Genomic DNA, 23,300 nt, shown 5'->3' with positions numbered 1-23,300 from the left:
TCCCGATGAAACGCCAGCTTCTCGGTGCGCTCGCTTGCGGGTTGGCCGCGCTCCCGGCCTTTGCGGCCGCGGATCTCGACGCCGTGCTGCTGCACGAAAGCCGCACCGTCACGGCCGACGGCGTGACGCGCACGACGATGTATCGCGAACGGATGGTTCGGCGCGACGGGCACGTGTGGGTCGAGCGCGTGCTGCCCGTCGCGGCGGCGGGCGGCGGTCATGACGACGATCACCACGGCCATGACCATGACCACGGCGCGGGCCATGCGCGCCAGGATCCGCCGCGCGCCGGCGTGCAGCCGGCGGCCGCCCATGCGGGCCACAAGCATTTCAACTTCCAGGCGGCCGCACGACACGTCACCTATGACGGCAAGACGGCGCGCATCGAGTATGTGGACGCGGCGACCCGGACGGTCGTCAGCGTGCCGCCGGCCGAGTATGAGACGACGGGCTTCGACGGCTCGTGGGACAACGCGTACTACGTGACGCCGCCGTCGCAACTGAAGCGGCTCGCGGCGGCGAAGCGCGGCGACGCGCCCGGCACCCGCTGGTACGAGCAGGCGGTCGAGTCGCCCGGCGCGCGCGGCGTGAACCGGATCCTGTGGAGCGAACGGTTGCAGGCGCCGCTGTCGGTCGAATACCGGAGTGCCGACGGTCGCGTCGTGCGCAAGCTGACGCTCACGCAGACGCCGGCGTCGCGGCGCGAGCCGTTGCCTTGGCAGGCGCTCGCCGGCTACGCGCACAAGGAATACGCGGACTATCTGGATTGACCGGCGCGACCGATGACGCGTTTGCGCGGCCGATCGACGTTTCGTAAGCGGGGCTTGCGGTCAGGCCGGCCGGTATCGTCGCGATACGGCCGGGCTCTGGCCGGTTTTTTGAGTATTCCGAATGACCGAGTTGTTGCTGCTTCGCAGCCAGCCCGCTTTATCAAAGCATGCGCTTCAGGACATCGTTCTTCGACACGAAATGATGCTTCAGCGCGGCGCCGGCATGCGCCGCCACCAGAGCGGCCAGCGCGTAGCATGCAACCTTGTGCAGTGCGAACCAGTGCTCGGTGACCGGGCCGGCGGAGAACGGCGTTTTCACGAATACCGTCCAGAACAGCCAGTACCCTTCAGGCACCATCATGTAGCCGCTCACCAGGACGACGGCGATCAGCGCGTAAATGAGCGAATGAACCAGATGCGCAATCGCGCGCTGCTTGTCCGGAATCGAACCAATCTCCGGCGGCGTCCTGCGGAAGAACGACCACAAATACCGCAGCGGAAACAGGACAATCAGGCACGTCGCGAGCGACATGTTGAGCGTCGACACGAAACCCCAGATCTTCGGGTGCGTGATGAAATGAAGCGAGATGCCTGCAACCATCGTATAGAGAATGATGGCCGCGAATACCCAGTGCAGCGAGCGGGAAAGCCGATCGTATCGGTCGACGTTCGGCGATCGGCGCCATGTGTGTACCTGCGAAACGGAAGACATGATTCAACATCCTTTATCTGTTGCCGACCGATTGATCGGCATGACTCAAAGATGAGAATTATCTCGGCCGCGTTGCAGGATGCAAAAGAACCTGAACGATTTCTAAACGCCCGCGACCGTCTCCATGACGGCCGCAGGAACAAAGCGGGCCCGCCAGCGGGTCAGGTCCGTTCGAGCCGGTACCCGTAGTTGTATATCGTCGAAATGATGAGCCCGTTCTTCGGCCGCAGTCCCAGACTCTTGCGCAGCGTGCTCACATAGGTGGCCAGCGTCGCGTCGTACTTGCGGTCGACGACGCCCCATACCTGCTTGATCATCATGTCCTTGGACACGATCTGGCCGACGCTTTCGAACAGCATCAGCGCGAGATCGAATTCGCGCTGGGCCAGTTCGACCGGTTCGCCGTCCACGGTCGCGACATGCCTGCCCGTGTCGAGCGCGAACTTGCCGACCTCGACGCACTTCGGTCGCCGGGTTTCCGGATAGTATTTTCGCGCCTGGGCGCTCACGCGCGCGATCAGCTCGCGCTCTCGAAGCGGTTTGACGAGATAGTCGTCGGCGCCGTTGTTGAGACCGAAGACGATATCGTCCTCGCCGTCGTGCTGCGTCATCATGATGATCGGCAGCGCATCGGCGAACGATTCCCGCGCCCATCGCATCACGTCGATGCCCGACATGCCGGGCACGTCCCAGTCGAGCAGCAGCACGTCGACACGCCGGGAACGCACCAGCTCGACAAAACTCCCTCCATCGTGACGCACCTCGATCTCGTAGCCGGCCTTCTCGAGCCAGCGGGCCACGACGCCCGCCTGCATCGCATTGTCTTCCAGGATTGCAACGATCATGTCGTTTCACTCTCAGTGTGCCGCCCCGCCCGTCGACGTGCCGGCTCCGTTCGCGGAGCCGTCGCCGGGCGCAGGCGGCAAATATGCAAACGTCCATTCGCCATACGTGTCGCGATCGCCGAAGGCCTCGTAGCGGACCGGGAACCCCTGGCGTTTCAGCGGCCGGCCGGACGCTTCGCTGAACACGCCCATGATCCCGCCGTCCGGCGCTTTCACGAGCCCCCAGGAAGTCGACCCGGTCAGCGGGTCGGCATACAGGCGTCGCAAATGCCGCTGCGTCGGCAAGGTCCGGCGATCCTCCAGCAATGCGTCGAGCGACGCCGGATAGCGGTTCTGCCCTGCGGCATTGTAGTAGCTTGCGATCGCCGCGCGAAACTGGTCGCCGACGAACAGCAACTGGGCTTCGCGGTCGCGCTGCTGAACGGTGCTCCAGATGCGCGCTGCCTGGGTCATCCCCAGGCCCAGCGCCGCGACGAGCATCAGCACGCCGAGATACGCGATGCCGCGTTGCGCGCGCGGACGTCGCCGCAGGTTACCACGTCTCATAGCCGCTTCCGTCGAGTGCGCGGCCCTTCGCGCCGCTCTTCACGTCGGCTACGCCGCCGGCGTCTCCGGCCAGCAGAAGCCACGAACTGCGTTTGCCCGTCACCGGGTCGAGCGGCACTTCGCGCAGGTAGCGATTGGCGACGAGCGTGTCGAGCGAATCCGGGTTGCGACCGTGATCGGCCCGGTAGTCGTCGATGGACTGTCGCAGCGTGTTCAGGTTGTGGCGCAGCACCGTTTCCTTGGCGCGGTCGCCCTGTTTCAGATAGCCGGGCGCGACGAACGCGGTCAGCGTCGCGATGATCGCCATGACGACGAGCAGTTCGATGAGCGTGAAGCCGGCGACACGCCGCGCTCGCCTACCATTGGTTGTACGGGACGCCATTGAGGCCCTCCTTGCGATTGGTCGAACGAATATCGAATACGTCCTCGCCGGACGAAAAGGATGCGGGATCGCTCGCGTAGCTGCGCGTTTCCCACATCTCGTCGGTCGCCTTGCCGTCGCATTCGCACATCGGATCGGCGGGAATCTTGCGCAGGAAATACAGTCGCGCGCCGCCCGGAGACGTCTTGTCCTCGACGCCTTCGACAAGCGTGCGCAGGTCCGGCGGATAGCCGCTGGCGTCGGCGCTGCGCTCGACCCGTCCGTCGTCGGCCGCGGCCTTGTACGCATCGAGCGCCGAACGGATCACGACCAGCGAGCGGCGCAACTCGGCTTCGGCGGCGCGACGCTTGACGAGATCGGTCAGCGGCAAGGCCGCCGTTGCGAGCAACGCAAGCAGCGTCAGCGCGACCATCAGTTCGATCAGCGTGAAGCCGCGCGCGCGAACGCGTCGCCGGGCGATCATGCGAAGCCCCCGGCGCGCGGTAGCCACTCCGGCGCATCGGCTTGCAGGGTCGCGCCGGGCAAGCCGTCGCTTCGGACGGAGGCAACGAAGGACACCAGCGAGCCGATCAGCGAACGCAGCATGGCCACCAGCCCGCGCTTCGCCGATGCGGACGCTTCCGGATCGAAGCCCGAGTCCGCGTTAGCGACGGCCTTGGCCGTCGACGGCTGTGCGGCCGGAGTCGCCGTCTGTCCGTCGATCGCAGGCGCGACCGTCGACGGCCGGGCGGCCGCCTCCGCGCGCACGCGCATCATGCCGCCGCCATGCGCGCCGCGCTCGCCCGCCGTGTCTTTGGCGGCGCCGGGCTCGCCGGCCGGACGCGCATCCGCTTCCGCATCCGCTTCCGGCGCGCCGTCGGCGACCTTGTCCGTATTCGGTTGCGCGGCGGGTACGGTCGGCTCGATCGACGCATCGAGGTCCGGGCCGCTCGTGGATACCGTCCGCGCGGGGACGGGCGCGGCTTCGAGCGTCAGCGCCTCGGTCGTGATGCGCGCCTCCGTCCCGGACAGGAACGTCGTGACCGCCGACGTCGGCAAGTCGAGGTTGCGCTCGATGTGCGGCGTGATCAGCAGCACGATTTCCGAGCGCTCGTTGCTGCGGCCGTTCGAGCCGAACAGCCGGCCGACGACGGGCAGGCCCGACATGCCGGGCAGCCCCGAGACGTTCTCGATCTCGTTGCGCTTGACCAGACCGGCGAGGATCTGCGTTTCGCCGTTTCTCGCGGTCATGAGCGTTTCCGCATTGCGCGTCCCGAGTGCATAGGCGACCAGGCCGGTCTTGGTGGTTTCCTTCGACAGGATGCTGCTGACTTCCATGTTGACCTTCACGCTGACCTCGTCGTCGAGGCTGATGCGCGGCTCGACCTTTAGCATCAGGCCGACGTCCTGGTAGCTGACCGATTCCGTGACGACGCCGTTCGCATTCGTGGTCGTCACGATCGGCACGCGTTCGCCGATCTTGATGTTGGCCTTCTCCATGTTCCGCACGCGGATCTTCGGATTCGCGAGCGTCTTGGTCTTGCCCTGCTTCTGCAGCATGTCGATCGCAAGCGACAACGCGCCGGATTCGCTCGATACGCCGATCCGGTCGCGGTTCACGCGCAGCAGGTCGCCGAGCGTCAGCACGGCGCCGTCGACGCCGCCGAGCGCGCCGAACTGAATGCGGCCCGGATACTGGACGCCGAGATCGACGCTGTCGTTCATGTTGACTTCCAGTACCTGCACATCGAGCGTGACTTCGGACTGCGGAATATCCAGCCCCATCACGACGCGTTCCGCAACCTGGATCGTTTCGGGCGTGTCGCGCAGGACAACTGCGTTGACCCGCTCGTCCACGTAGATGTCCTTCGGCTTGATCATCTGGCGCAGCGCGGCCATCACCGACTTCGCGTCCGCGTGCGACAGGAAGAACGTCCTGAGCGCGAACTCGGTGTAGTTGCGGCTTTTCTCCGGCTGCGACGGGTAGACGAGCAGCGTGTGCTTGTCGAGCACCTTCTTCTCGAGCTGGTTCGTGCGCAGCAGCAGGTTGATCGCGTCCTCTGCGGTGGTGCGCTCGGCGAACATCGTGGCGGGCTGGCTCGTATCGACGTCGCGGTCGAACACGAAGTTCACGCCGGACACGCGCGAGATCACGTCGAAAATGTTCGACATCGGCTGCTGCTTGAAATTGAGCGAAACCGGCTTGCGCAACGCGTCGGACAGTTGCGGACGCACCGGCCGGCTCGCCTGCGACGCGCGCAACAGCGAATCGCGCAGCCGCTTGGCCTCCGCATGGTTCGGCTGCTCGGCAAGAATGCGCCGGGCGATCTCCAGCGCTTCCTGCGGCTGTTCGCCGCGGATGCGCTGCGCGCGCGACAGCTCGATCGCCATCTGCTGGCGGCTGGCGACCTGCTCGAGTTCCTGACGGGCGCGGAGATTGCCGGCGTCCTCGGCCAGCACGTTGTTCAGGTGATCGATCGCCGCGGCGTGGTTCCCCTGCGTGCTTTGCCGCTCGGCGGCCTTCAATTCGGCGCGCACGTATTCCTGCCGGGTCAGCTCGACGGACGTGGCGATCCGGATATCTTCCGGTGCGATCTCCTTCTGCCGCTGGAGCGTGCCGAGGCGTTCGGCAGGCGTTCCGGCGTCGGCCGCGGGGGCGTTGAACGGGGCGCTCGCGCAGCCTGCCAGCGCGAGCGCCGAGACCAGGAGTAATAGACTGACGGTACGTTTCATGATGGTGTTCGATAAAGGTTCGATTCGGAATTCAAGGGGTCGGCGACGGAGGCGAAAGCTCGACATCCGCACCGTCGCGGGTCATCACGACCGGGCCCGTTTCGCGCAGCGCCTTCAGCCGATAGCCGTCGGCGATCTCGGCGCCCGGCAATACGGCGTCGCGCACACCGCAACGGCGCCCGCACAGCAGAAAGGTCCGGCCGCCGCCATCCAGCACGACAATGCGTTGCCCCTGCTCGCGCCATTCGCCGGCGATCTCGAACGGCGCCGGCGGCGCGGAAGGCGCCGGCGCGGCGTCGATCGGATCAGCCAGCGCCGGCGCTTTCGCTTCGGACGCGCCGGCTTCGGCAAGCGCGCCGGCAGACGCATCCTCCGCGCCGAGCGATGCCCAGTTCTGTGCCGGAAAAACGTCGACGACGCGCGGCTGACCGGCGATCTCGCCTGCAAGGCTGCCGCCCGCGGCGACTGCGACGGCCCACGCCGCCGCCAGTCGAAAAAGGGATCGGGGCATCATGCGTCGGGCCCCAGCAAGCTGACCCGAAGGTCGACGTTGACGACGGGGCTGTCGATCTTTTCGCGTTCGATGACGACGCTCTCGATGCGCACCATCGGCTGGTCGGCGATCGTGCGCATCGCGTTGCGCAGCCCGGCGTAGCTGCCGCTCATCGCCATGTTGATCGTGAGCCGCCGCAGCTTCCCCTTCACTTCGGCCTCGCGCCGGTAGGTGGCTTGCTTTCGCTCCAGGCCGTTCTGCGACAGGATCTCGAACAGCGAATACGCCTGCTCGCTGTTGCGCAACTGCTGGACGTCCCGCAGTGTCATGCTGCCGTCGCCCGCCTGCGGGCCCGGCTTCGGCAACGCGGCCAGTTCCTTCGCGAGCGCATCGCGCGTCGCGTCGAGTCGCGCGCCGTCCGGCTGCAGATAAAGCGCGTGCAGGCCGAGCAGCCCGACGACCGCGCCGGCCGCCAGCAGCCCGGGCACGCGCAGCTTGCGGGTCGCCGCGTAGGCGCCCCAGCGCAAGCGCGCGGCGAGCGCCGTCGTGTCGATGGTTTTCAGGTTTGTCATGGGTGTTCGATGCTCAAGCTGAAATGAAAGATGCTCTTGCCGTCCTCGATCTTCGTCCGATGCTGAAGCAGGCCGATCTTGCGGTCCGGATGACGGTCGTTCAGGCGGTCGACGAACAGGTAGATATGCGACAGATCCGCGGCGCCGCCTTCGATGCGCGCCTCGCGACCCGCCTTGTCCACCGTCAGCGACTTCAGCGCGATCTGCGGCGTCCACGCGTGCTCGATCCAGTCGACCACCGACAGGCCCGAGCCTTTGCCGCTCATCTTCTGCTCCGCAAGCACGCGCTCGATGCGCCGCTGTTCCGGCGTCTTGGCCTTCTCCCGCCGCTGTTCGCGCTCGATGACGCGCTGCCGCTGCTCGATCTGTTTGCCGATCCGGTCGACGTCGTCGCGAAGCGCATCGACGCGGGTCCATTCGCTGCCGGCGAACATCCCCGCCGCCAGTGCGCAACAGAGCGCGAAGCCCGCCCACGGCGTGACGCGCGTGCGCGGCGCGACGAAATTCAATCCCGTCAGGCGCTTCATGCCGGTTCCTCCGCTGCGGCGCCCGTCGGTTCGACGCCGGCGCGATCCGGCGATGCGCCCGCGGCGTCGCCGCCGGAGAACATCGAGCCGTCGAACCGGCTTGCATACGTGTCGCCGCCGGCCGGCTGCCCGGCGATCAGCGCCGCTGCGGCAAACCAGTCGTCGGCGCGCTCGCCGGCGCGCGGCAACGTGACCACGTCGCGCCATTCGCCCGAGCGCCGGAAAATACACGTCACCACGTGCGGCTGGCGCAGCGCGAAACTGAAATCGTCGCCGCCCAGCCGGGCGGCGTGTGCGTCGAGCGACGCCGACAGTGCATCGCGAAAACTCGCGATCCGCCAGCCGGCCGCGCGGCTCGCGTCGACGAGCGCAGTGAGGAGCGCGTCGCATGCCGCCACCGCGAGGCGTGTGCGGCCGCGCCGCTCGTCCTCGACGAGGATGCGCAGCGCGCCGCGTTGCGCGCGGGCGGCGAACAGCATGCGCGCGTACGCTTCCCATGCGGCGTCCGACACCAAACCTTCCTGCCAGGGCAGCACCACGCCGTGCGACCACGGATGCCCGACGACGACGTGAATGCGGTTGCACATCGGCAGGCGCGCTTTCGGCAGACCGGCGAGCACGCGCTCGAGCGCGTCGGCCGGCCGGCCTTCGTGTGCGACGACCGCATGCGGCGCGCCCGCGCACCGCGCGCGGCGGCCCTCGTGCACCCAAACGCTCAGCGTATCGGCGTCGATCAGCGCGGTGACGTCATTCCAGAGCGATCGCACGCTGCACCTCCTGAAATGTCGTCATGCGCGCGCGCACCGCCGCCAGCCCCGCATCGCGCATCGACTGGTAGTCGGTGCTGTTCTCGAGCGCGCGGGCGCGCTTCTCGACCGAGCGTTCGAGCAGCGCCGCCTTCAGCGGCGCGTCCAGCGTCAGCACCTCGGCGAGCCCGATCCGGCCGTGATAGCCGGTGCCGCGGCACGTGTCGCAGCCGCCGCCCGGCACCACCTCGCGCCGCAGCGCGTCGAGCGACGCGCCGGCCAGATCCGCGCCGTCCGTCGCCGCGCCGCCGCAGCTCGTGCAGATCCGCCGCACGAGACGCTGCGATACGACGCCGTTGAGCGCCTCGAGAAAAGTCGACGGCTCGACGCCCATGTAGATGAACCGGTCGATCACGCTGAAGCCGTCGTTCGCGTGCACGGTCGACAGCACGCGGTGGCCGGTGAGCGCCGACTGCACCGCGATCGACGCGGTTTCCTCGTCGCGGATTTCGCCGACCATCACCGTATCCGGATCGTGCCGCAGAATCGAGCGCAGCCCGCGCGCGAACGTCAGGCCCTTGCGCTCGTTGACCGGAATCTGCAGCACGCCTTTCAGCTCGTATTCGACCGGGTCCTCGATCGTGATGATCTTGTCGTCGCCCGTGTTGACCTCCGACAGCACCGCATAGAGCGTCGTCGACTTGCCGCTGCCGGTCGGCCCCGTCACGAGCATGAGCCCGTAGGGGCGATGCGCGAGCGCGCGCACGCGGCGCGCGGTCGGCGCGTCGAAGCCGAGCACGTCGAGGCTCACGCTGTCGCCGCGCTGCGACTTGTCGAGCACGCGCATCACGGCGTTTTCGCCGTAGGTTCCGGGAATGATCGACACGCGGAAATCGATTTCGCGCCCTTGCATCACGACCTTGAAACGGCCGTCCTGGGGCACGCGCTTTTCCGCGATGTCGAGTGCGGCGAGCACCTTGAGCCGCGACATCGTCTGCGTCGCCGCTTCGACGCCGGGAATGTGACGGATCGATTGCAGCACGCCGTCGATCCGATAGCGGATCGCCAGGCCATCGGCCGCCGATTCGAGGTGGATGTCGCTCGCGCGGCTCTGCAGCGCGTCGTACAGCGTCGTGTTGACGAGCCGGATGATCGGACTTTCGTCCTTTGCGATGCTGGCAAGCGAGATCGATTCGGTGACCTGCGCGAGCGTCTCGCCCGGCGCATCGATCGTGACGTCGTCCATCAAGCGCTCGTTCGACTCGATGTCGCCGAGCACGCGCTCGACTTCGCCGGGTACGCTCATCGCGACGCCGACCGGCTTCGCGCCGAAGCGCGCGAGCAGCTCGTCGCGCACGGTGCGCGCGAACGGGTCGGCGACGACGATGCGCGACCCGCCGTCGAACTCGATCGGCAGCGCGCGCAGCGACAGCGCGTCATGCAGCGGCAGCAGATCGAAACGCGTCGGCGCGGCACGCAGCGTGTCGGCGTCGATCGGCTCGATGCCGAGGCAGGCCGCCACGTCGGCGAGCCGAGTCGCGTCGGCGCGCATCAGATCGTCCGCGTACTGCGCGAATCCGGCGCCGGATGCACCGGATTCCGTCTTCCAGCGTTGAATCATGTGTTGCGTATTCATTGTGCATTCTCCAGTAGGGCAGTGGGATCGCGTCGCCGACGCGTCATCGGCGCGGATCGTTATCCGACGCTGCCGGCCAATTCGAAGATCGGCATGTAAAGCAACAAAACCACGGCGCCGACCGTTGCGCCGACCGCGAGCATCAGCACCGGTTCGAAGACCTTGCTGATCATCTCGATGGACCGGTCGAGCGCGCCGTCGTGGAACTGCGCGATGTGTTCGCACATCCCGCCCAGATCGCCGCTCTGCTCGCCGACGCGCAACAGGCGCTCGGCGACGGACGTCGTCAATGCGTGGGCCGCGAACACGGTCGAAACCGGGCGTCCGGCGCGCAACTCGCTCAGTGCGGCCGCAAGGCGCGGCCGCAAGTGCTCGGGCAGCACCTTGCCGGACAACGCCAGCGCATCGATCACCGGCGTGCCGCCGGCGATCAGGAGCCCGACGGTCCGATAGAAGCGGGTCAGCGCGAACAGCGCGCAGACGTCGCGCACCTTCGGCGCGCGCCACATCGACCGCCGCGCCGCGCGCTTGACGGCAGCCGAGCGCAACGCCAGCCCCGCACCGACGAACGCCGCGGCGACTGCCAAGCCGACCGCCGCGCCGTTCTCGCGCAACACGGTCGCCCACCAGAGCATCGCCTGCGCGGTCGGCGGCAACTCGGTCAGCGACTCGAACACCACCGCGAAGCGCGGAATCACGAAGAAGGCCATGAACAGCAGGATCGCGATGCCGACGCCGATCACGACAGCCGGATAGATCAACGCGCCGGTGACCCGCTTGCGGATCTGCTCGATCCGCACTTCGTATTGCTGGTAGCGTTTCAGCACGACCGGCAACTGACCGCTGCCCTCCGACGACGCGATCGTCGCGACGAGCAGTTCCGGAAATATGTCGGGCTGCCGGGCGAGCGCCGCGGAAAACGGCTGCCCCTCGTACATCACCGACAGAATTCGGTCGATCACATGCTTCGACGCCTTGCCCGCGTCGTTCTTGTCGCGCAATGCCTCGAGCGCCTCGATCAACACGAGGCCCGCATCGAGCAAGGTCGACAGTTCCTGCAGGAACAGCGCGAGCGCGAATTTCGCGGCGCGCTTCCGGCTGCCGAAGCGCACGCGGCGGATATCGAGCACGGCGCCGCCCTGAGTCGCGATCCGGGCTCGCACATCCGCCTCGCTCGCCGCCTCGATCGTCTGCTGCGCGACCTTGCCGTCGACGAGCACCCGTATCCGAAACGATTCCATGGCTACCTCCGCCACGCGTCGAGCGCCGCCAAGCTGGCGCCGCGATCGCCGGTAAGCGCCCGATACTCGCGCCAGACCTTGGTCGCATACGATTGGCGCGCCGGTTTGCGCTTCTCGGAAGAACCGGCGTTGTAGGCGCCGACCGCGTTCCAGGTATAGCCGTGCCGTTCGATGAAGCCGGCGAGAATCGATGCGCCGGTATCGATCGACGTGCACGGTTCGTCGATCAGGCGCTTGTGCGTGACGCCGGTCTTGATCAAGCGCGGCAGATGCGAGCTGTTGATCTGCATCAGACCGATGTCGTAGGTGCCGTTTCGGTTGTAATTGATCGCGTCGGGATTCAGCGACGATTCGACCTTTGCGATTGCGACGAGCAGGAGCGGATCGATGCCGTGCCGCTCGCCGGCCTGGGTGAAACAATCCTTGGCCGCGGCGCCGGACGCGCATGCGACGAACAGCGTCGCCGCGACGGTCCAGCGACGCAGACCCTTACATGCCATAAACGAGGTCCGCATCGATGCCACCCCCTCCTACGCGACCGTCCCGCCCGAGCGACACGATCTCCGCCTCGCCGTCGCGGCCTGGGACGTTCCACTGATAGGCGCGCCCCCAGCCGTCCTTCGGCACGGCCTTCGCGAGATACGGGCCGCTCCATCCGTCGACGTTCTGCGGCTGCTTGACCAGGGCGTCGAGCCCCTCGTCTGAGCTTGGGTAGCGGCCCGTATCGAGCCTGAACTGCGTGACGGCGTCGCCGAGCGTCTTCATCTGCGACTCGGTCGAGCGGACCTTTGCCTTGTCGACCTGCGAGAAGAGCTTCGGGCCGACATAGCCCGCCAGCAGCGCGATGATCAGCAGCACCACCAGCAGTTCCAGCAAGGTGAAGCCTCGCTGGCCTCGCCTGTTCGTCCATTTCGGAATATTCGTTTTCACGTTGTATGCCCTCGGTTGAAAATCCGGCGCGATGCGCGGTTGGGAACGTCATCTCATTTCGATGACGAATTAATTGGACGCTTTCCCGGATACGGACTCGATCGAGTCGAAGCGCCTTTCGATAACGACGTTTTTCGAGCGCGATGCAGGCGCAGCCGGTTTCGCAAGGGCAGGTTCGACCTGCCCCGAAACGCGCTGCGCATGCATCCGTCGGCGACGAACGAGTCGCACGCCTGGCGGCGTGCGGCTCGAACGACGCCTCCCGGCGTCCTTACTTGCTACATGCGCCGAGGTCCTTCCAGACCTTGCCGGTGTGGTCGGCGCCTGTCGTCGCCGGCGAGCCGGGCACGTCGTTCTGGGTCCACCAGCGCGCCTCGTAGGTACGGCCGCCGTGCTGCACCTTGGCGCCGCCCGTATAAGCCGTGCCTTGCTTCCACGCCGCCTGGCACTGCGCGCCTTCGCCGCCGCCCGCTCCGCCGGTCAGCTTGAACGTGACGGTTTCCTGCTTCAGCGTGCCGCCGTCGATCTGCGACGTCGCCACGGCCGTATGCGCGCCCGCCTTCGCATTCGCGATATCGACGCCCAGGTCGCCCTGCATCCGCATCGTTGTCGACTTCGAGCCGACCAGCGAATTGGCCGCGTCGTAAACCTTCACCGTGACACTGGTGTCCTTCGAATGGTTGAACTTCAGGAAGAACTTCGCCGTCGCCTTGCCGTTCTCGATCTTGAATTCGGGGTTGTTCGTGATACTGAAGTTTTCGTCGATGCCGGATTCCGGCTGTTTCTCGACCGTCGTTTCCGTACGCACGATGCCGCTCCCGCTCTTCGCGAACACGTCGTTCGCGCCGAGCGACGGTTCGATGCGCCCGTCGCGCTCGACGCCGGCCAGCAGACTTGCCGATTGCACGCGGTTGATTTCCTTCGCGAGCAGCATCGGCCACATGTTGCGTTCACCCTGTTCCGCCGTGCCGATCGTGACGGTCGTCTTCATCGACGGCACTTCGCCGCCCGACTTGAACACGCGGTTCATGACCTTGTCGCCGGCCTTCAGATCGACGGTCGGCGCAATGTTGCCCACGGACGACCAGCTCGGCTTGCCCGGATCGGTCGGACCGCCGTCCGCCTTGATGTTGAGATCCGAGACGTTGTAGAACATGCCGGCCGTGTCGCCGACGTGCCACGTGCTCAGCATCACGTGATGCCCGGTCCGGTCCGACGGAATCGTGCAGCCGTGCGGCCCGATCGCATCGGCCTTCTTCATGCCGCCGTCGATCGTGCAGAACGGCGTCAGGTCGAACTGGTCGCGCGTCAGCGGCAGGTTCGGATTCCAGCCCGGCTTCGTCAGGTAGTACTTGAACTCCTTCGTCACGTGCGGCGCGGTGAACGTCCATTTGAACTGGTGCGCGCCCGGCTTGATGTCGTTGGTCTTCCAGCGATCGACGGACTGCTCGTTGAGTTCGCTGAACTGCACGACGCCGCCGCTCGCGATTTGCCCGTCCGGCGCGCCTGCCCGAGGAAAGCCCTGCTTGCCCTCGACGCTCTGCGGTTCCCACGTGACCGAGCCGCAATTGAAGTTCGTCGCCGGACCCTGCTTCGAGCTGCACATCAGGTTGCGCGACGGCGGATCGGAGAGATAGCCGTGCGCGACCGCATGTTGTGCGAAGAACATGGAAGCGCATGCAACCAGCGGCGACAGTTTGAAGAGCGTTCGGCTCGCGGTGTGTTTGTTCATGGTGTATTGGTGATTGATCGTATCTGGCGATACTGCTTTCGAAAGAGAGGTTGATCGGTGCCTGTGCGAGGCCCGGCGTATGTGCGTCATGCATCGACTGGGATGTGACACGGGTTGCAGTTTCCGCGAGCGTGACCGGGCCGTGAATCTTCTTGAGCGATTCATCAAGAAACCGGCGTCCGGCTCCTTCGGGGCCAGCATTTCTTGAGACATCCTTTAGATTGATTTGCGCGAGACGGCGGATAAAAAACAATGCAAAGGTCGATTCAGACACTCTTTCAATTACTCAAGGACGACGATCAAATTGCGCCTGAATAAACTCAACCTCCATCGATCGCGCATCGCTGCTGCATCCGGCCGTAACCAGACGCTTGCTTTCGCGGCGATCGCCACGGCCAGCGCGCTGTGTTTCGCGAACGCGGCATTCGCAGCCCCCGGCAAACCCAGCCTCAAGCAGTACGAAATCACGTCGAAGCCGCACGGTTTCGTCGAAATCGACCTGCAGAAAGCCGGGAGCGCGCCCTACAAGGACATCGTCAAGCTCAACAAGAAGGTCGACGTGCCGCTGCCCTTCGATATCTGGAGCAACGCAACCGCGGTGAAGGCGGTCGCGGTGGTCGACGGCGCGGTCGACGCCGCGTCGGAAATCAAGCTGACGCCCGGCGGCGCCCAGAGCGGGACCGTAGTCGCCAACGTCAAGACGCCGGGCGTGAAGAAGATGCAAGTCCGGGTGATCGACGCGAACGGCGCGTCGACCGACAGCGCGCCGATCGACGTGATCGTCTTCGACACGATTCCGGAACTGGCCGACACGCTGCCCGACAACGCGAGCAAGGCGCACAAGCGCTTCAAGAACACGTCCGGCTCGGTGGTCGGCACTTACTTCGCGGCGTGGTCGGTCTACGACCGCAAGTTCAACGTCGACAACGTGCCGGTCGAGAACCTGACGCACATGCTGTACGGCTTCGTTCCGATCTGCGGCGGTGCGGACATCAACGCGTCGCTCGCGCGCGACGTGCCGAATTCGTTCCGCGCGCTGCAGCAGACGTGCGCGGGGCTGCCCGACTTCAGCGTCGCGATCCACGACACGTGGGGCGAGCTCGGCATGACGCTGCCAGGCCAGACCGCGAACTCGAAGCTCAAGGGCGTGCTCGGCCAGATGATGGCCGCGAAGAAGCGCAACCCGGATCTCAAGATCCTGCCGTCGATCGGCGGCTGGACGCTGTCCGATCCGTTCTTCCAGCTGCACGATCCGGCCAAGCGCAAGGTGTTCGTCGATTCGACCGAGCAGTTGCTGCGCACCTGGAAGTTCTTCGACGGCGTCGACATCGACTGGGAATTCCCGGGCGGCAAGGGTGCGAACGGCGCGATCGGCAATCCGCAGACGGACGGCGCGCTGTACGTGACGCTGATGAAGGAACTGCGGCAGATGCTCGATCGCGTGTCGGCGGACACCGGCAAGACCTACGAGCTGACGTCGGCGATCGGCGCGGGCAAGGACAAGATCGACGTGGTGAACTACAAGGAAGCCACGAAGTACATGGACTACATCTTCGACATGACGTACGACTTCTACGGTGCGTTCAGTCTGACGGAGCTGGGTCACCAGACGGCGCTGTACGCACCCGCCGCGCGGCCGGACACCAAGTACACGACCGACAACTCGATCAAGGCGCTGCTCGCGCAGGGCGTCGATCCGAAGAAGCTCGTCGTCGGCGCGGCGGCATACGCCCGCGGCTGGACCGGCGTGTCGGGCTACACGGACGGCAATCCGTTCACCGGCACCGCGAAGGGGCCGCACAAGGGGCAGTGGGAAGCCGGCATTCTCGACTACAAGAAACTCAAGTCGGAAATGATCGGGCCGAACAATGCGGGCATCAACGGCTACGAGTACCACTACGACCAGACCGCCGAGGCGCCGTACGTGTTCAACAAGAGCACCGGCGAGCTCCTCACGTTCGACGATCCGCGCTCGGTGAACGCGAAGGGCGACTACGTGCGCAAGCATCAACTGGGCGGGATGTTCTCGTGGGAAATCGACGCGGACAACGGCGACATCCTGAACGCGATGCACGAGGGCCTCGGTCACGGCGACGGCGGTAGCGGCGCGGAGAATCATCCGCCGATCGCGAACGCGGGCGCCGGCATGACGGTCACCGGGCCGCAGACGGTGACGCTCGACGCATCGAACTCGCGCGATCCCGACGGCGACAAGCTGACCTTCAAGTGGGAACAGATCGGCGGCGATCCGCTGACGATCGGCAATCCCGCCGGTGCGAAGGCGACAGTCGACGTCCCGGCGGTCAAGCAGGACACCCGCTATACGTTCCGCGTGACGGTGACCGATCCGGCGGGACTGAAGGATGCCGCCCAGGTCGTCGTGACCGCTCAGGCCGAATCGTCGGTCGAACCGCCGCCGGCCGAAAACCGTCCGCCGGTCGCACGGCTCAACGGCCCGGCCCAGGCGGAGGGCGGTCAGGCCGTGGTCCTGTCGGCCGAGAAATCGACCGATCCGGACGGCGACAAACTGACGTTCCAGTGGACGACTCCGTCCGGCGTCGACGCGCAGGCTTCCGGCCCGACGCTGCGCTTCACCGCGCCGAAGCTTGCGAAGGACCAGTCGTTCACTTTCTCGGTCAAGGTCGGCGACGGCAAGCTGTCGTCCACCGCGCAGCACACGGTGCTCGTGAAGGCGACGGATACGGGCGGCGGCGGTAACGGCGGTGGTGGCAACGGCGGCGGCGAAGGCGGCCAGTACCCGGCATACAAGGCCGGTACGCAGTACAAGGCCGGCGACGTCGTATCGAACCTGGGCAAGCTGTACCAGTGCAAGCCGTTCCCGTACAGCGGCTGGTGCTCGGGTGCGCCGGCCGCCTATGAACCGGGCAAGGGCTCTGCGTGGAGCGATGCGTGGACGATCTTCGGCAACGGCGAAGGCGGCAACGGCGGTGGCGAAAGCGGCGGCGGCAACGGCGGCGGCGAAGGCGGCGGCGAAGGCGGCGGCGGCAACCATCCGCAATACAAGGAAGGCACCAAGTACGGCGCCGGCGACATCGTGTCGAACAACGGCAAGCTGTACCGATGCAAGCCGTTCCCGTACACCAACTGGTGTTCGATGGCTGCCTGGGCGTATGAGCCGGGCAAGGGCACCGCGTGGGATCAGGCCTGGGAGGAGCACAAGGACTGACGCGAATCCCGACGAGCACCGGCCCGCGGCGCACGCCCGGGCCGGCGCGAAACCCGCATCGTTCAACCGGCATCGACCGATGCCGGCATGGCCCTCGCCTCGCGCGAGGGCCTTTTTCATTTCGGCGGCGGCCGGTTACGCCGGGCCGTTCAGCTCCGCGCGAGTCACCGGCAAGTGCACGGTGAAGCGGCTGCCCAGCCCCGGCGCGGACGTCACGTCGATCGATCCGCCGTGACGCTCGACGACCGTCCTGACGAACGGCAGCCCCAGCCCGACCCCGCGGCTCGCATCGCGATGCGTGCCGTCGACCTGGAAGAACGGCTCGAACAATCGCGGCATCGCTTCCGCCGGAATGCCGATGCCCTTGTCTTCCACGGTGATGGAAACATTGCGCTCGCCGACGCCGATCCACACGTCGACGACCGTCTCCTCGTCCGAATACTTGATCGCATTTTCGAGCAGGTTGATCAACGCGCGCAGCAGCATGTCGCGCGTGCCGAGCACGAACGCCTCGTCGCCGTCTTCATGCGGACCTTCGACGCTGATCCGCTTCGCGCTCGCGCTGTGCCAGACCTGGTCGACCGCCTCGGTCGTCAGATCGCTCACGGACACCGGCACATAGGCGTTCTTGTCGAGATGTTCGGCACGCGACAGTTGGGTGAAATCCTGCGCGACGCGCAAGCTGTAGTCGACGAGCTTGTGCAGATTCGCCAGAAAATCGGTATCTGCCGCGCCGTCGGCGACGGTGCGCTGCTCGAGCAGCGACAGCACGGTCGACAGCGGATTGCGCAGATCGTGCGCCATGTGGCGCAGCGTCATCCGGTCGCTTTCGACCGCCGCCTTGATGTTGTGAATGTCGACGAGACAGATCATGCTCGCCGTGGAGCGATGGTGATCGCCGTCGCCGAACGGCGTCACCATCATCATGTGCGTGCGCGCATTCAAGGTCAGTTCGACCGAGTGAATCCTCCCCGTCCCCTTCGCGGCCAGGATCTCGTCGTACGCGATGGCGAGCACCTGCCTGGCGGCCGCATCGCTGTCGACGTCGATCGATTTCAGCATCGCGCTGCCGCGTTCGTTGCACATCAGCAGGCGGCCGTCCTGTTCGACGAAGATCGGATACGGCAGCGTATGGATCACGTCGACATAGGTCGACTGCCATTCGCGAATGCGGGACATCGCCTGCGCGACGTCGTCGTCGATCGACACCGCGTTGCCGGCGTCCGCCGGTTGCGCGAGACCGGCGAACGCATGCCGACCGGCCAGTCCGCGCAACCCGCGGTATTCCTTCATCAGGGCCGCGCGCAGGCTGCCTGCCCGCCGCCAGCCACAGACGGCGAAGATCGTCACGCACACCGCCAGCAACGGCCCGACCGGCGTCCAGTACGCGCCGTAGATGAGCAGCGCCGTTTCGCCGGCGACGTATGCGGCCAGCCACGCCAGCGCGAATCCGTACATGCGCCAGCCCGGCACGAACATGCAGGTCAACAGCATGCCGGTCGCGACCGCGATGCTGACGGCCAGTTGTATCGAAGTGGGCATGCGCACCATCAGGCGCCCGGCGAGCAGCGCATCGGTCACGAGCGCATCGATCTCGACGCGCCGCAGTCTCCCGTCGCTGCGGGGCGAAAGATAGAACACGCCCGACAGATCGGATACCCCGTCGCCGATGAACACGATGCGGTTGTGCCATGTCGACGCGAGAACGCGACCTTTCAGCACGTCGACGAATGAATAGCGGTCGAGGTCGAAGCGCGACGGCAGGAGCAGCAGGATCGAGCCGCCTTCGACATGCCCCATCCCGGTCACATGAACCTGCACATGGCGGCGCACGTCCGGCAACGGCGTGTTCGCGACGCGGATCGCCTGCAGGCCGACGTGCGGAATCTCGGTGCCGTCGCCATTCCTGACGTAAGGCACGATGCCCTGCACCAGATGATCGCTGCCCAGCACGACGCTGCGCTGGCCGACCGCGGCAGCCGCTTCCCGCAGCGGCCGCGCCGGAAAAATCATGGTCTCGGCGCTTCCGTTGACCGGCGCCCCCTGCGCAGGCAATACCACGCGACCGTGCTTCGCGATCGCCGCCGCCAGAACCGCATCGTCCTGGGACGCCGTGATCATCGTCATGTCGAGCACGACGCTCGATGCGCCGGCGACGCGGTCCAGCACCTTCGCATAGGCCGTGCGCGTGAAGCTCCCGCTGTCGCCCATCTCGGCGATGGTCTTTTTATCGACCATGATCGCGGCGACCTTGTCGCGCGCGCCGTGATCGAAGCCGGATGAAACCAGGTCCCAGTAAAGACGGTCGAGCGGCGAAAGCAGCGTCTCGACGGCCGGCGTGCAACTCAGCGCCGCAAGCATGGCGACGCCGGCCAGCAATAGCCACGTGGACGGTCGTATCGACGCTGCGAGCGTTGGAATCCGGCGGAGCCAGTCGAGCATTGGGCGGAATTTCCCCGAATACGATGTTTTCGGATGACGGCGACGACACGGCGGCCCATGCCGCCCGGAACACGCGACCCCGCATTTTCCGTCCAACAGTCTAGCTCTGTTTCGGCCGGCCCGGAGCAGGCGGGCGCGCGTACCGATCCCGCATGAAATCGACTCCGCGGGCGAGACATTGAATCGGATTGAGGAAAGGTTGAGGTTGTTTGAGCGGGTTGCGGGGCGCCGGAACAATGGGCACTCCTTTCAATGCGCACCGCTTGCGCCGAATGTTATCTCATGATCGTGAAGCCCCTTAACCAGACTTTCGCGCTGACGGCCCTGTCAGCGGCCATCGCAGCCCTGCTGATACCGTCCGGCGCATCCGCCGCCCCCGCCTACGACCCGATCAAACATTACCAGGACGGCGCCGAGCGATGCCTGGCGTGGCAACCGGGAAGCATCGATCCCGCCGTCGCCGCCTGCGACGGCGGCGCCGCGCAGGACTGGGCATTCGTGCCGAGCGCGGGCTACTACCAGATCCGTAATGCGGGGGCCGCGCAGGCGCGCGGCCAGGACATGTGTCTGCGCACCCAGGCCGGCAATACCGGCATGGGCCGTGTGTCGGTCGAGCCATGCGCCGGCGGCGATGCGAAGATGTCTCAGTGGCGCTTCGAGACCGGGCCGGCCGGACGGCTGGGCATGCTGAACGCGTACCGGATTTCGACGGGCCGGGACGAAGTGCTCGCGATCCGGGAGGGCGGCGACGGTGTCGCGATGCAGTCCGCCCGTGGCGAGCCGTCGGCGACGTGGGTATCGGCGGCGACGTTCGCGCCGCCGCAGCGCCCGCTGCTGGGCAAGAAAACGGCGCTGGTGCTGGCCGCACGCTTCAGCGATGTCGCAGCGAAAGATCATGAGGTCATCCGCAAGGCCGTGTTCGGCGATGGCGACGACTATTCGTCGCTGCGCCGCTACATCGAAGTGGCTTCTCACGGAAAGGCGACGCTTGCCGGGACGGTGCTTGCCGACGTCGACCTCGGCGCGCGCCCGGCAACCTGCACGTCGAGCGCGCTGCTCGATTCGGCACGCAAGGCCGCGCAGGGGCGGGGTGTCGATCCGGCGCAGTTCGACTACCTGTTCGTCGACCTTCCGAAGCTGGGGAGTTGCAACTGGGCCGGGCAGGCGGCAAAGCCCGGCAACTGGATCCTGTCGAACAATAGCGGCCACGCGTATTGGATGTGGACGCACGAATTCGGCCATTCGCTCGGCGCGTCCCATCCCGATTCGCGGGTGGATTGCCCGACCGTCGGCGGCGCCGTGCAGGTGGGCGCCGCATGCCGCACGGGCAAGGTCGACGATCCGTCCGACACGGTCGGCGGCGGCGGCCGTCGTCTTTATCCGGGTAGCTACCAGCTGTTCTCCGGCTGGCTCGATCAAACGGATGCCCCGGAGATTCGCGAGTCCGGCACCTACAAGCTGGCGCCGCTGTTCGGCGACCGGGCCGGCTCGAAAGGCTATCGCATCGTGCGCAGCGACGGTACGCAGCTGTGGCTCGAATTCCGGCAGCCGTTGCGCGGCTTCGACGACTGGAAAGCGGACGATCCGTTCGTCAACGGCGTGATCGTGAGAACTGTCAAGTACCAGGGCAACGCGCTGATGAACACGCTGGTGGATACGACGCCGGGCAGCGCGAACGGCATGAAGGATGCTCCGTTGATGCCGGGGCACGCGCTGCACGACACGCTGTCGGGCAAGATCGTCACGGTGAACTCGGTCGGGCCGGACGGCGCGGTGGTCACCGTGCAAAACGACGGTGTGCTGCTGCCGGAGGCGGCGATCACGGGGCCCGCGCAAGCCGATGCGAACACAACGGTCACGTTGTCCGGCGCGACGTCGGTCGGCGAACGCCTGCGATACGAATGGAGCGCGCCGGCCGGCGTCGCGCTAAAACCGGCCGGCAGCAGCGCGAGCGTCGTCGTCCCGCCGTCCGACAAGGATCGCGACTATGCATTCGGGCTGACCGTGATCAACGCCAACGGCTATGCGGCGAGCAAGACCCACGTGCTCAAGGTGAAGGCGCAGGAGGCGATCGCGCCGCCCGGCGCATCGATCGCCGGACCGTCGGCGGTCGCGGGCGGCGAGCACGTGACGCTGTCGGGCGCGCAATCGAGCGGCAAGGGACTGTCGTACGCGTGGACGAGCCCGGCCGGCTTACAGGTCGTCCAACAGGGCGCAACCGTGAGCTTCGTCGCGCCGAAGGCCGGCAGCGCGCACGAATACGGCTTCCGCCTGACCGTGACCGATACGCTGAACCGCAAATCGGCGGCAACCCATCGCGTGACGGTGCGCGCCGACGCCGGCGAGACGGTTGCGTCGTGGGATCCGAAGCAAACCTATTCCACGCCCTGCCAGAAAGTGGCTTACGCCGGCAAGCACTGGCTCAACGGCTGGTGGGTGCTGGGCGACGGTCCCGGCCAGGGTGGCGAATGGGGGCCGTGGCGCGAGCTTGGGGCGGCGAACATGCATGCGCAGTGCAAGGGCAAATGATGGAGACCGCGCGCGCGATGACCGCGCTCAAGCCGGCCGACAGCACCAGATACGCGACGAGCAACGCCAGCTTGCCGTCGCCATGCGTGGCGGACGGCGGCCAGAACGTGCGCAGCGTGCCGAGCACGATCATGTGGAACAGATACAGCTCGTAGCTGAGCCAGCCGCTCCAGCGCAGCGGCGCGAGCACGCGCGCGAGCGCCGTATCGCGCAGCGGATATGCGATGTTGAAGTGATGCAGCAGGACGAGCACGATCGACACGCCGCGCAGCAGGTCGATCCGCGCGTTGCGCGGGCCGGCGCTCATTGCGGCCGGGCCGGTTCGGCGAGCGCCGGCAGCGCGGCCAGGAACGTATCGCGCGAGCGCAGGCCCGCATTCGGCGTCTGCCGCTTGTCGTCCTGGATCAGGTTCGCGAACACGAGCGTGCGCGGCCCCTTCGTCGCCCAGCCGACGAACCAGCCGTACGCGTGCGCGCCGTCGTACTTGAAGCCCGGCGAGCCCGTGCCCGTCTTGCCATGCACGGTCCAGCCGCCCGGCTGCGCGTCGATCAGCGTGATGCGCTCGGTCATGTCGTACGCATGCGCGCTGACGGGCAGCGTCCGGTGCACGATCTTGCGCATGAACGCGACCTGTTCGAGCGGCGAAATTCGCAGCGATGAATTGACCCATGCGCCCATCACGCCGCTGAGTTCGCCCTGCTTGCCGGTCACGTCCGCATTGCCGTAACCGAATGCGTTCGTGTACTGCTGGAAGCGCGCCGGCCCGAGCGCTTGAGCGACCTGTTCCGAGTACCAGAAGATCGACAGCTTGATCCAGCGCGCCGGGTCGGTCGGCTCGCGCCACGGGGCGCCGCCCCAATCGGGATAGCCTGCGTGGAAGTCGAGTGTCGGCGTGTGTTCGTCCTTCAGGAAGCCGGCGTCGAAGCCCATCAGGCTGATCGCCACCTTGAAGGTCGACGCCGGTGTGACGCGGGTCGCGCAATCGCCTTGCTGCACGAGCACCTGGCCGGTGGTCGCATCTGCAACCAAGGTACAGACGGGGCGGGCATGCGCGGATGCTGCGGCCAGAAGGCCGGCGGTGAATGCAAGCAGCGTGCGGCGCCAGTGTTTCAAGCGGGACTCCATTGGATCGGGATGCGCGCCGGGCGGAACGGCCACTGGATCATGACGACGGGGCGCGCTCAATCGGACAGAGGGATAGACGGTGATTGCCGGAGCGAACCCTCGAGGCGGCACACAGTGTATCGGCTGCGCGGCGAATGTCGACCGGTCATGGCTGCCGGCGGCTGTGATCTTGT

General features: G+C 66.4%; 20 protein-coding genes and 1 pseudogene. 3 read left to right on the top strand and 18 right to left on the bottom strand.

Annotated elements, in window-relative coordinates:
• Positions 1-5: 5 nt before the first annotated feature.
• On the top strand, positions 6-770 hold the full coding sequence (locus AC3WLY_RS02425; RefSeq protein ID WP_492310185.1) for a hypothetical protein: 765 nt from the start codon (positions 6-8) through the stop codon (positions 768-770).
• A gap of 160 nt (positions 771-930) precedes the next feature.
• Here AC3WLY_RS02425 and AC3WLY_RS02420 read toward each other — a convergent pair whose 3' ends face one another.
• The 15 genes from AC3WLY_RS02420 to gbpA all read right to left on the bottom strand — a co-directional run bounded on the left by AC3WLY_RS02420 (position 931) and on the right by gbpA (position 13,844).
• Positions 931-1,482 carry a cytochrome b gene (locus tag AC3WLY_RS02420; protein ID WP_492310184.1) on the bottom strand — a complete coding sequence of 184 codons (552 nt, stop codon included), beginning with the start codon at positions 1,480-1,482 and terminating at the stop codon, positions 931-933.
• 161 nt (positions 1,483-1,643) lie between these two features.
• Positions 1,644-2,327, bottom strand: coding sequence for a response regulator transcription factor (locus AC3WLY_RS02415; protein WP_425130517.1), 684 nt, complete (start codon positions 2,325-2,327; stop codon positions 1,644-1,646).
• Between the two features lie 12 nt (positions 2,328-2,339).
• Entirely contained in the window at positions 2,340-2,873 is a 534-nt protein-coding gene (locus AC3WLY_RS02410; protein ID WP_492310183.1) for a type II secretion system protein, read from the bottom strand.
• Complete coding sequence (locus AC3WLY_RS02405) at positions 2,860-3,255, bottom strand: type II secretion system protein (protein ID WP_492310182.1); 396 nt, start codon at positions 3,253-3,255, stop codon at positions 2,860-2,862. The genes AC3WLY_RS02410 and AC3WLY_RS02405 overlap by 14 nt, the downstream gene beginning before the upstream one ends.
• Positions 3,230-3,718: a type II secretion system protein gene (locus tag AC3WLY_RS02400; protein WP_492310181.1), complete on the bottom strand. Its 489-nt coding sequence runs from the start codon at positions 3,716-3,718 to the stop codon at positions 3,230-3,232. Before AC3WLY_RS02400 ends, AC3WLY_RS02405 begins: the two co-directional genes overlap by 26 nt.
• Positions 3,715-5,967 carry a secretin GspD/PilQ domain-containing protein gene (locus AC3WLY_RS02395; RefSeq protein ID WP_492310180.1) on the bottom strand — a complete coding sequence of 751 codons (2,253 nt, stop codon included), beginning with the start codon at positions 5,965-5,967 and terminating at the stop codon, positions 3,715-3,717. The genes AC3WLY_RS02400 and AC3WLY_RS02395 overlap by 4 nt, the downstream gene beginning before the upstream one ends.
• A gap of 31 nt (positions 5,968-5,998) precedes the next feature.
• Positions 5,999-6,478 (bottom strand): hypothetical protein, encoded by a 480-nt coding sequence (locus AC3WLY_RS02390; RefSeq protein WP_244137275.1) that lies wholly within the window; start codon positions 6,476-6,478, stop codon positions 5,999-6,001.
• Complete coding sequence (locus AC3WLY_RS02385) at positions 6,478-7,032, bottom strand: hypothetical protein (RefSeq protein ID WP_425130513.1); 555 nt, start codon at positions 7,030-7,032, stop codon at positions 6,478-6,480. Before AC3WLY_RS02385 ends, AC3WLY_RS02390 begins: the two co-directional genes overlap by 1 nt.
• Positions 7,029-7,559 carry a hypothetical protein gene (locus AC3WLY_RS02380; protein ID WP_175960351.1) on the bottom strand — a complete coding sequence of 177 codons (531 nt, stop codon included), beginning with the start codon at positions 7,557-7,559 and terminating at the stop codon, positions 7,029-7,031. The genes AC3WLY_RS02385 and AC3WLY_RS02380 overlap by 4 nt, the downstream gene beginning before the upstream one ends.
• Positions 7,556-8,326, bottom strand: coding sequence for a hypothetical protein (locus tag AC3WLY_RS02375; RefSeq protein WP_492310179.1), 771 nt, complete (start codon positions 8,324-8,326; stop codon positions 7,556-7,558). The genes AC3WLY_RS02380 and AC3WLY_RS02375 overlap by 4 nt, the downstream gene beginning before the upstream one ends.
• Positions 8,307-9,941, bottom strand: a complete 1,635-nt coding sequence (locus AC3WLY_RS02370; protein ID WP_492310178.1) for a GspE/PulE family protein — start codon at positions 9,939-9,941, stop codon at positions 8,307-8,309. Before AC3WLY_RS02370 ends, AC3WLY_RS02375 begins: the two co-directional genes overlap by 20 nt.
• A gap of 59 nt (positions 9,942-10,000) precedes the next feature.
• The gene (locus AC3WLY_RS02365; RefSeq protein WP_175960353.1) at positions 10,001-11,182 is read right to left on the bottom strand and encodes a type II secretion system F family protein; all 1,182 of its coding nucleotides are present in this window, start codon (positions 11,180-11,182) and stop codon (positions 10,001-10,003) included.
• 2 nt (positions 11,183-11,184) lie between these two features.
• The gene (locus tag AC3WLY_RS02360) at positions 11,185-11,682 is read right to left on the bottom strand and encodes a lytic transglycosylase domain-containing protein (RefSeq protein WP_492310177.1); all 498 of its coding nucleotides are present in this window, start codon (positions 11,680-11,682) and stop codon (positions 11,185-11,187) included.
• Positions 11,672-12,112 (bottom strand): type II secretion system major pseudopilin GspG, encoded by a 441-nt coding sequence (gspG, locus tag AC3WLY_RS02355; protein ID WP_175960356.1) that lies wholly within the window; start codon positions 12,110-12,112, stop codon positions 11,672-11,674. The genes AC3WLY_RS02360 and gspG overlap by 11 nt, the downstream gene beginning before the upstream one ends.
• Before the next feature lie 271 nt (positions 12,113-12,383).
• Entirely contained in the window at positions 12,384-13,844 is a 1,461-nt protein-coding gene (gene gbpA / locus AC3WLY_RS02350) for an N-acetylglucosamine-binding protein GbpA (RefSeq protein WP_492310176.1), read from the bottom strand.
• 304 nt (positions 13,845-14,148) lie between these two features.
• Between gbpA and AC3WLY_RS02345 the strand changes: the two genes are divergently transcribed.
• Entirely contained in the window at positions 14,149-17,031 is a 2,883-nt protein-coding gene (locus AC3WLY_RS02345; RefSeq protein ID WP_492310175.1) for a glycosyl hydrolase family 18 protein, read from the top strand.
• A gap of 135 nt (positions 17,032-17,166) precedes the next feature.
• Here the strand turns inward: AC3WLY_RS02345 and AC3WLY_RS02340 are convergent, their stop codons facing one another.
• The gene (locus AC3WLY_RS02340; protein WP_492310174.1) at positions 17,167-19,710 is read right to left on the bottom strand and encodes an ATP-binding protein; all 2,544 of its coding nucleotides are present in this window, start codon (positions 19,708-19,710) and stop codon (positions 17,167-17,169) included.
• Positions 19,711-19,755: 45 nt separating this feature from the next.
• Between AC3WLY_RS02340 and AC3WLY_RS02335 the strand changes: the two genes are divergently transcribed.
• The gene (locus AC3WLY_RS02335) at positions 19,756-22,002 is read left to right on the top strand and encodes a PKD domain-containing protein (RefSeq protein WP_244137279.1); all 2,247 of its coding nucleotides are present in this window, start codon (positions 19,756-19,758) and stop codon (positions 22,000-22,002) included.
• Here the strand turns inward: AC3WLY_RS02335 and AC3WLY_RS02330 are convergent.
• Both AC3WLY_RS02330 and blaOXA read right to left on the bottom strand, forming a co-directional pair.
• Positions 21,896-22,225 (bottom strand): annotated as a pseudogene (locus AC3WLY_RS02330) (hypothetical protein); the annotation flags it as partial. The gene AC3WLY_RS02335 and the pseudogene AC3WLY_RS02330 overlap by 107 nt on opposite strands.
• 80 nt (positions 22,226-22,305) lie before the next feature.
• Positions 22,306-23,127, bottom strand: coding sequence for an OXA-1043 family class D beta-lactamase (gene blaOXA, locus AC3WLY_RS02325; RefSeq protein ID WP_432207772.1), 822 nt, complete (start codon positions 23,125-23,127; stop codon positions 22,306-22,308).
• Positions 23,128-23,300 lie beyond the last annotated feature (173 nt).

The sequence above is a fragment of the Burkholderia sp. FW306-1C-G01B genome (assembly GCF_058781685.1).
The sequence above is the reverse complement of the archived record's forward strand: the minus strand, read 5'-3'. Positions and strand labels throughout refer to the sequence as shown.

Coding starts and splice junctions, on each gene's coding strand:
- AC3WLY_RS02335 (WP_244137279.1), top strand. CDS start 19,756: ATGATCGTGAAGCCCCTTAACCAGACTTTCGCGCTGACGGCCCTGTCA.
- AC3WLY_RS02360 (WP_492310177.1), bottom strand. CDS start 11,682: ATGGCATGTAAGGGTCTGCGTCGCTGGACCGTCGCGGCGACGCTGTTC.
- AC3WLY_RS02415 (WP_425130517.1), bottom strand. CDS start 2,327: ATGATCGTTGCAATCCTGGAAGACAATGCGATGCAGGCGGGCGTCGTG.
- AC3WLY_RS02420 (WP_492310184.1), bottom strand. CDS start 1,482: ATGTCTTCCGTTTCGCAGGTACACACATGGCGCCGATCGCCGAACGTC.
- blaOXA (WP_432207772.1), bottom strand. CDS start 23,127: ATGGAGTCCCGCTTGAAACACTGGCGCCGCACGCTGCTTGCATTCACC.
- AC3WLY_RS02390 (WP_244137275.1), bottom strand. CDS start 6,478: ATGCCCCGATCCCTTTTTCGACTGGCGGCGGCGTGGGCCGTCGCAGTC.
- AC3WLY_RS02395 (WP_492310180.1), bottom strand. CDS start 5,967: ATGAAACGTACCGTCAGTCTATTACTCCTGGTCTCGGCGCTCGCGCTG.
- AC3WLY_RS02400 (WP_492310181.1), bottom strand. CDS start 3,718: ATGATCGCCCGGCGACGCGTTCGCGCGCGCGGCTTCACGCTGATCGAA.
- AC3WLY_RS02410 (WP_492310183.1), bottom strand. CDS start 2,873: ATGAGACGTGGTAACCTGCGGCGACGTCCGCGCGCGCAACGCGGCATC.
- AC3WLY_RS02425 (WP_492310185.1), top strand. CDS start 6: ATGAAACGCCAGCTTCTCGGTGCGCTCGCTTGCGGGTTGGCCGCGCTC.
- gbpA (WP_492310176.1), bottom strand. CDS start 13,844: ATGAACAAACACACCGCGAGCCGAACGCTCTTCAAACTGTCGCCGCTG.
- AC3WLY_RS02385 (WP_425130513.1), bottom strand. CDS start 7,032: ATGACAAACCTGAAAACCATCGACACGACGGCGCTCGCCGCGCGCTTG.
- AC3WLY_RS02370 (WP_492310178.1), bottom strand. CDS start 9,941: ATGAATACGCAACACATGATTCAACGCTGGAAGACGGAATCCGGTGCA.
- AC3WLY_RS02365 (WP_175960353.1), bottom strand. CDS start 11,182: ATGGAATCGTTTCGGATACGGGTGCTCGTCGACGGCAAGGTCGCGCAG.
- AC3WLY_RS02405 (WP_492310182.1), bottom strand. CDS start 3,255: ATGGCGTCCCGTACAACCAATGGTAGGCGAGCGCGGCGTGTCGCCGGC.
- AC3WLY_RS02380 (WP_175960351.1), bottom strand. CDS start 7,559: ATGAAGCGCCTGACGGGATTGAATTTCGTCGCGCCGCGCACGCGCGTC.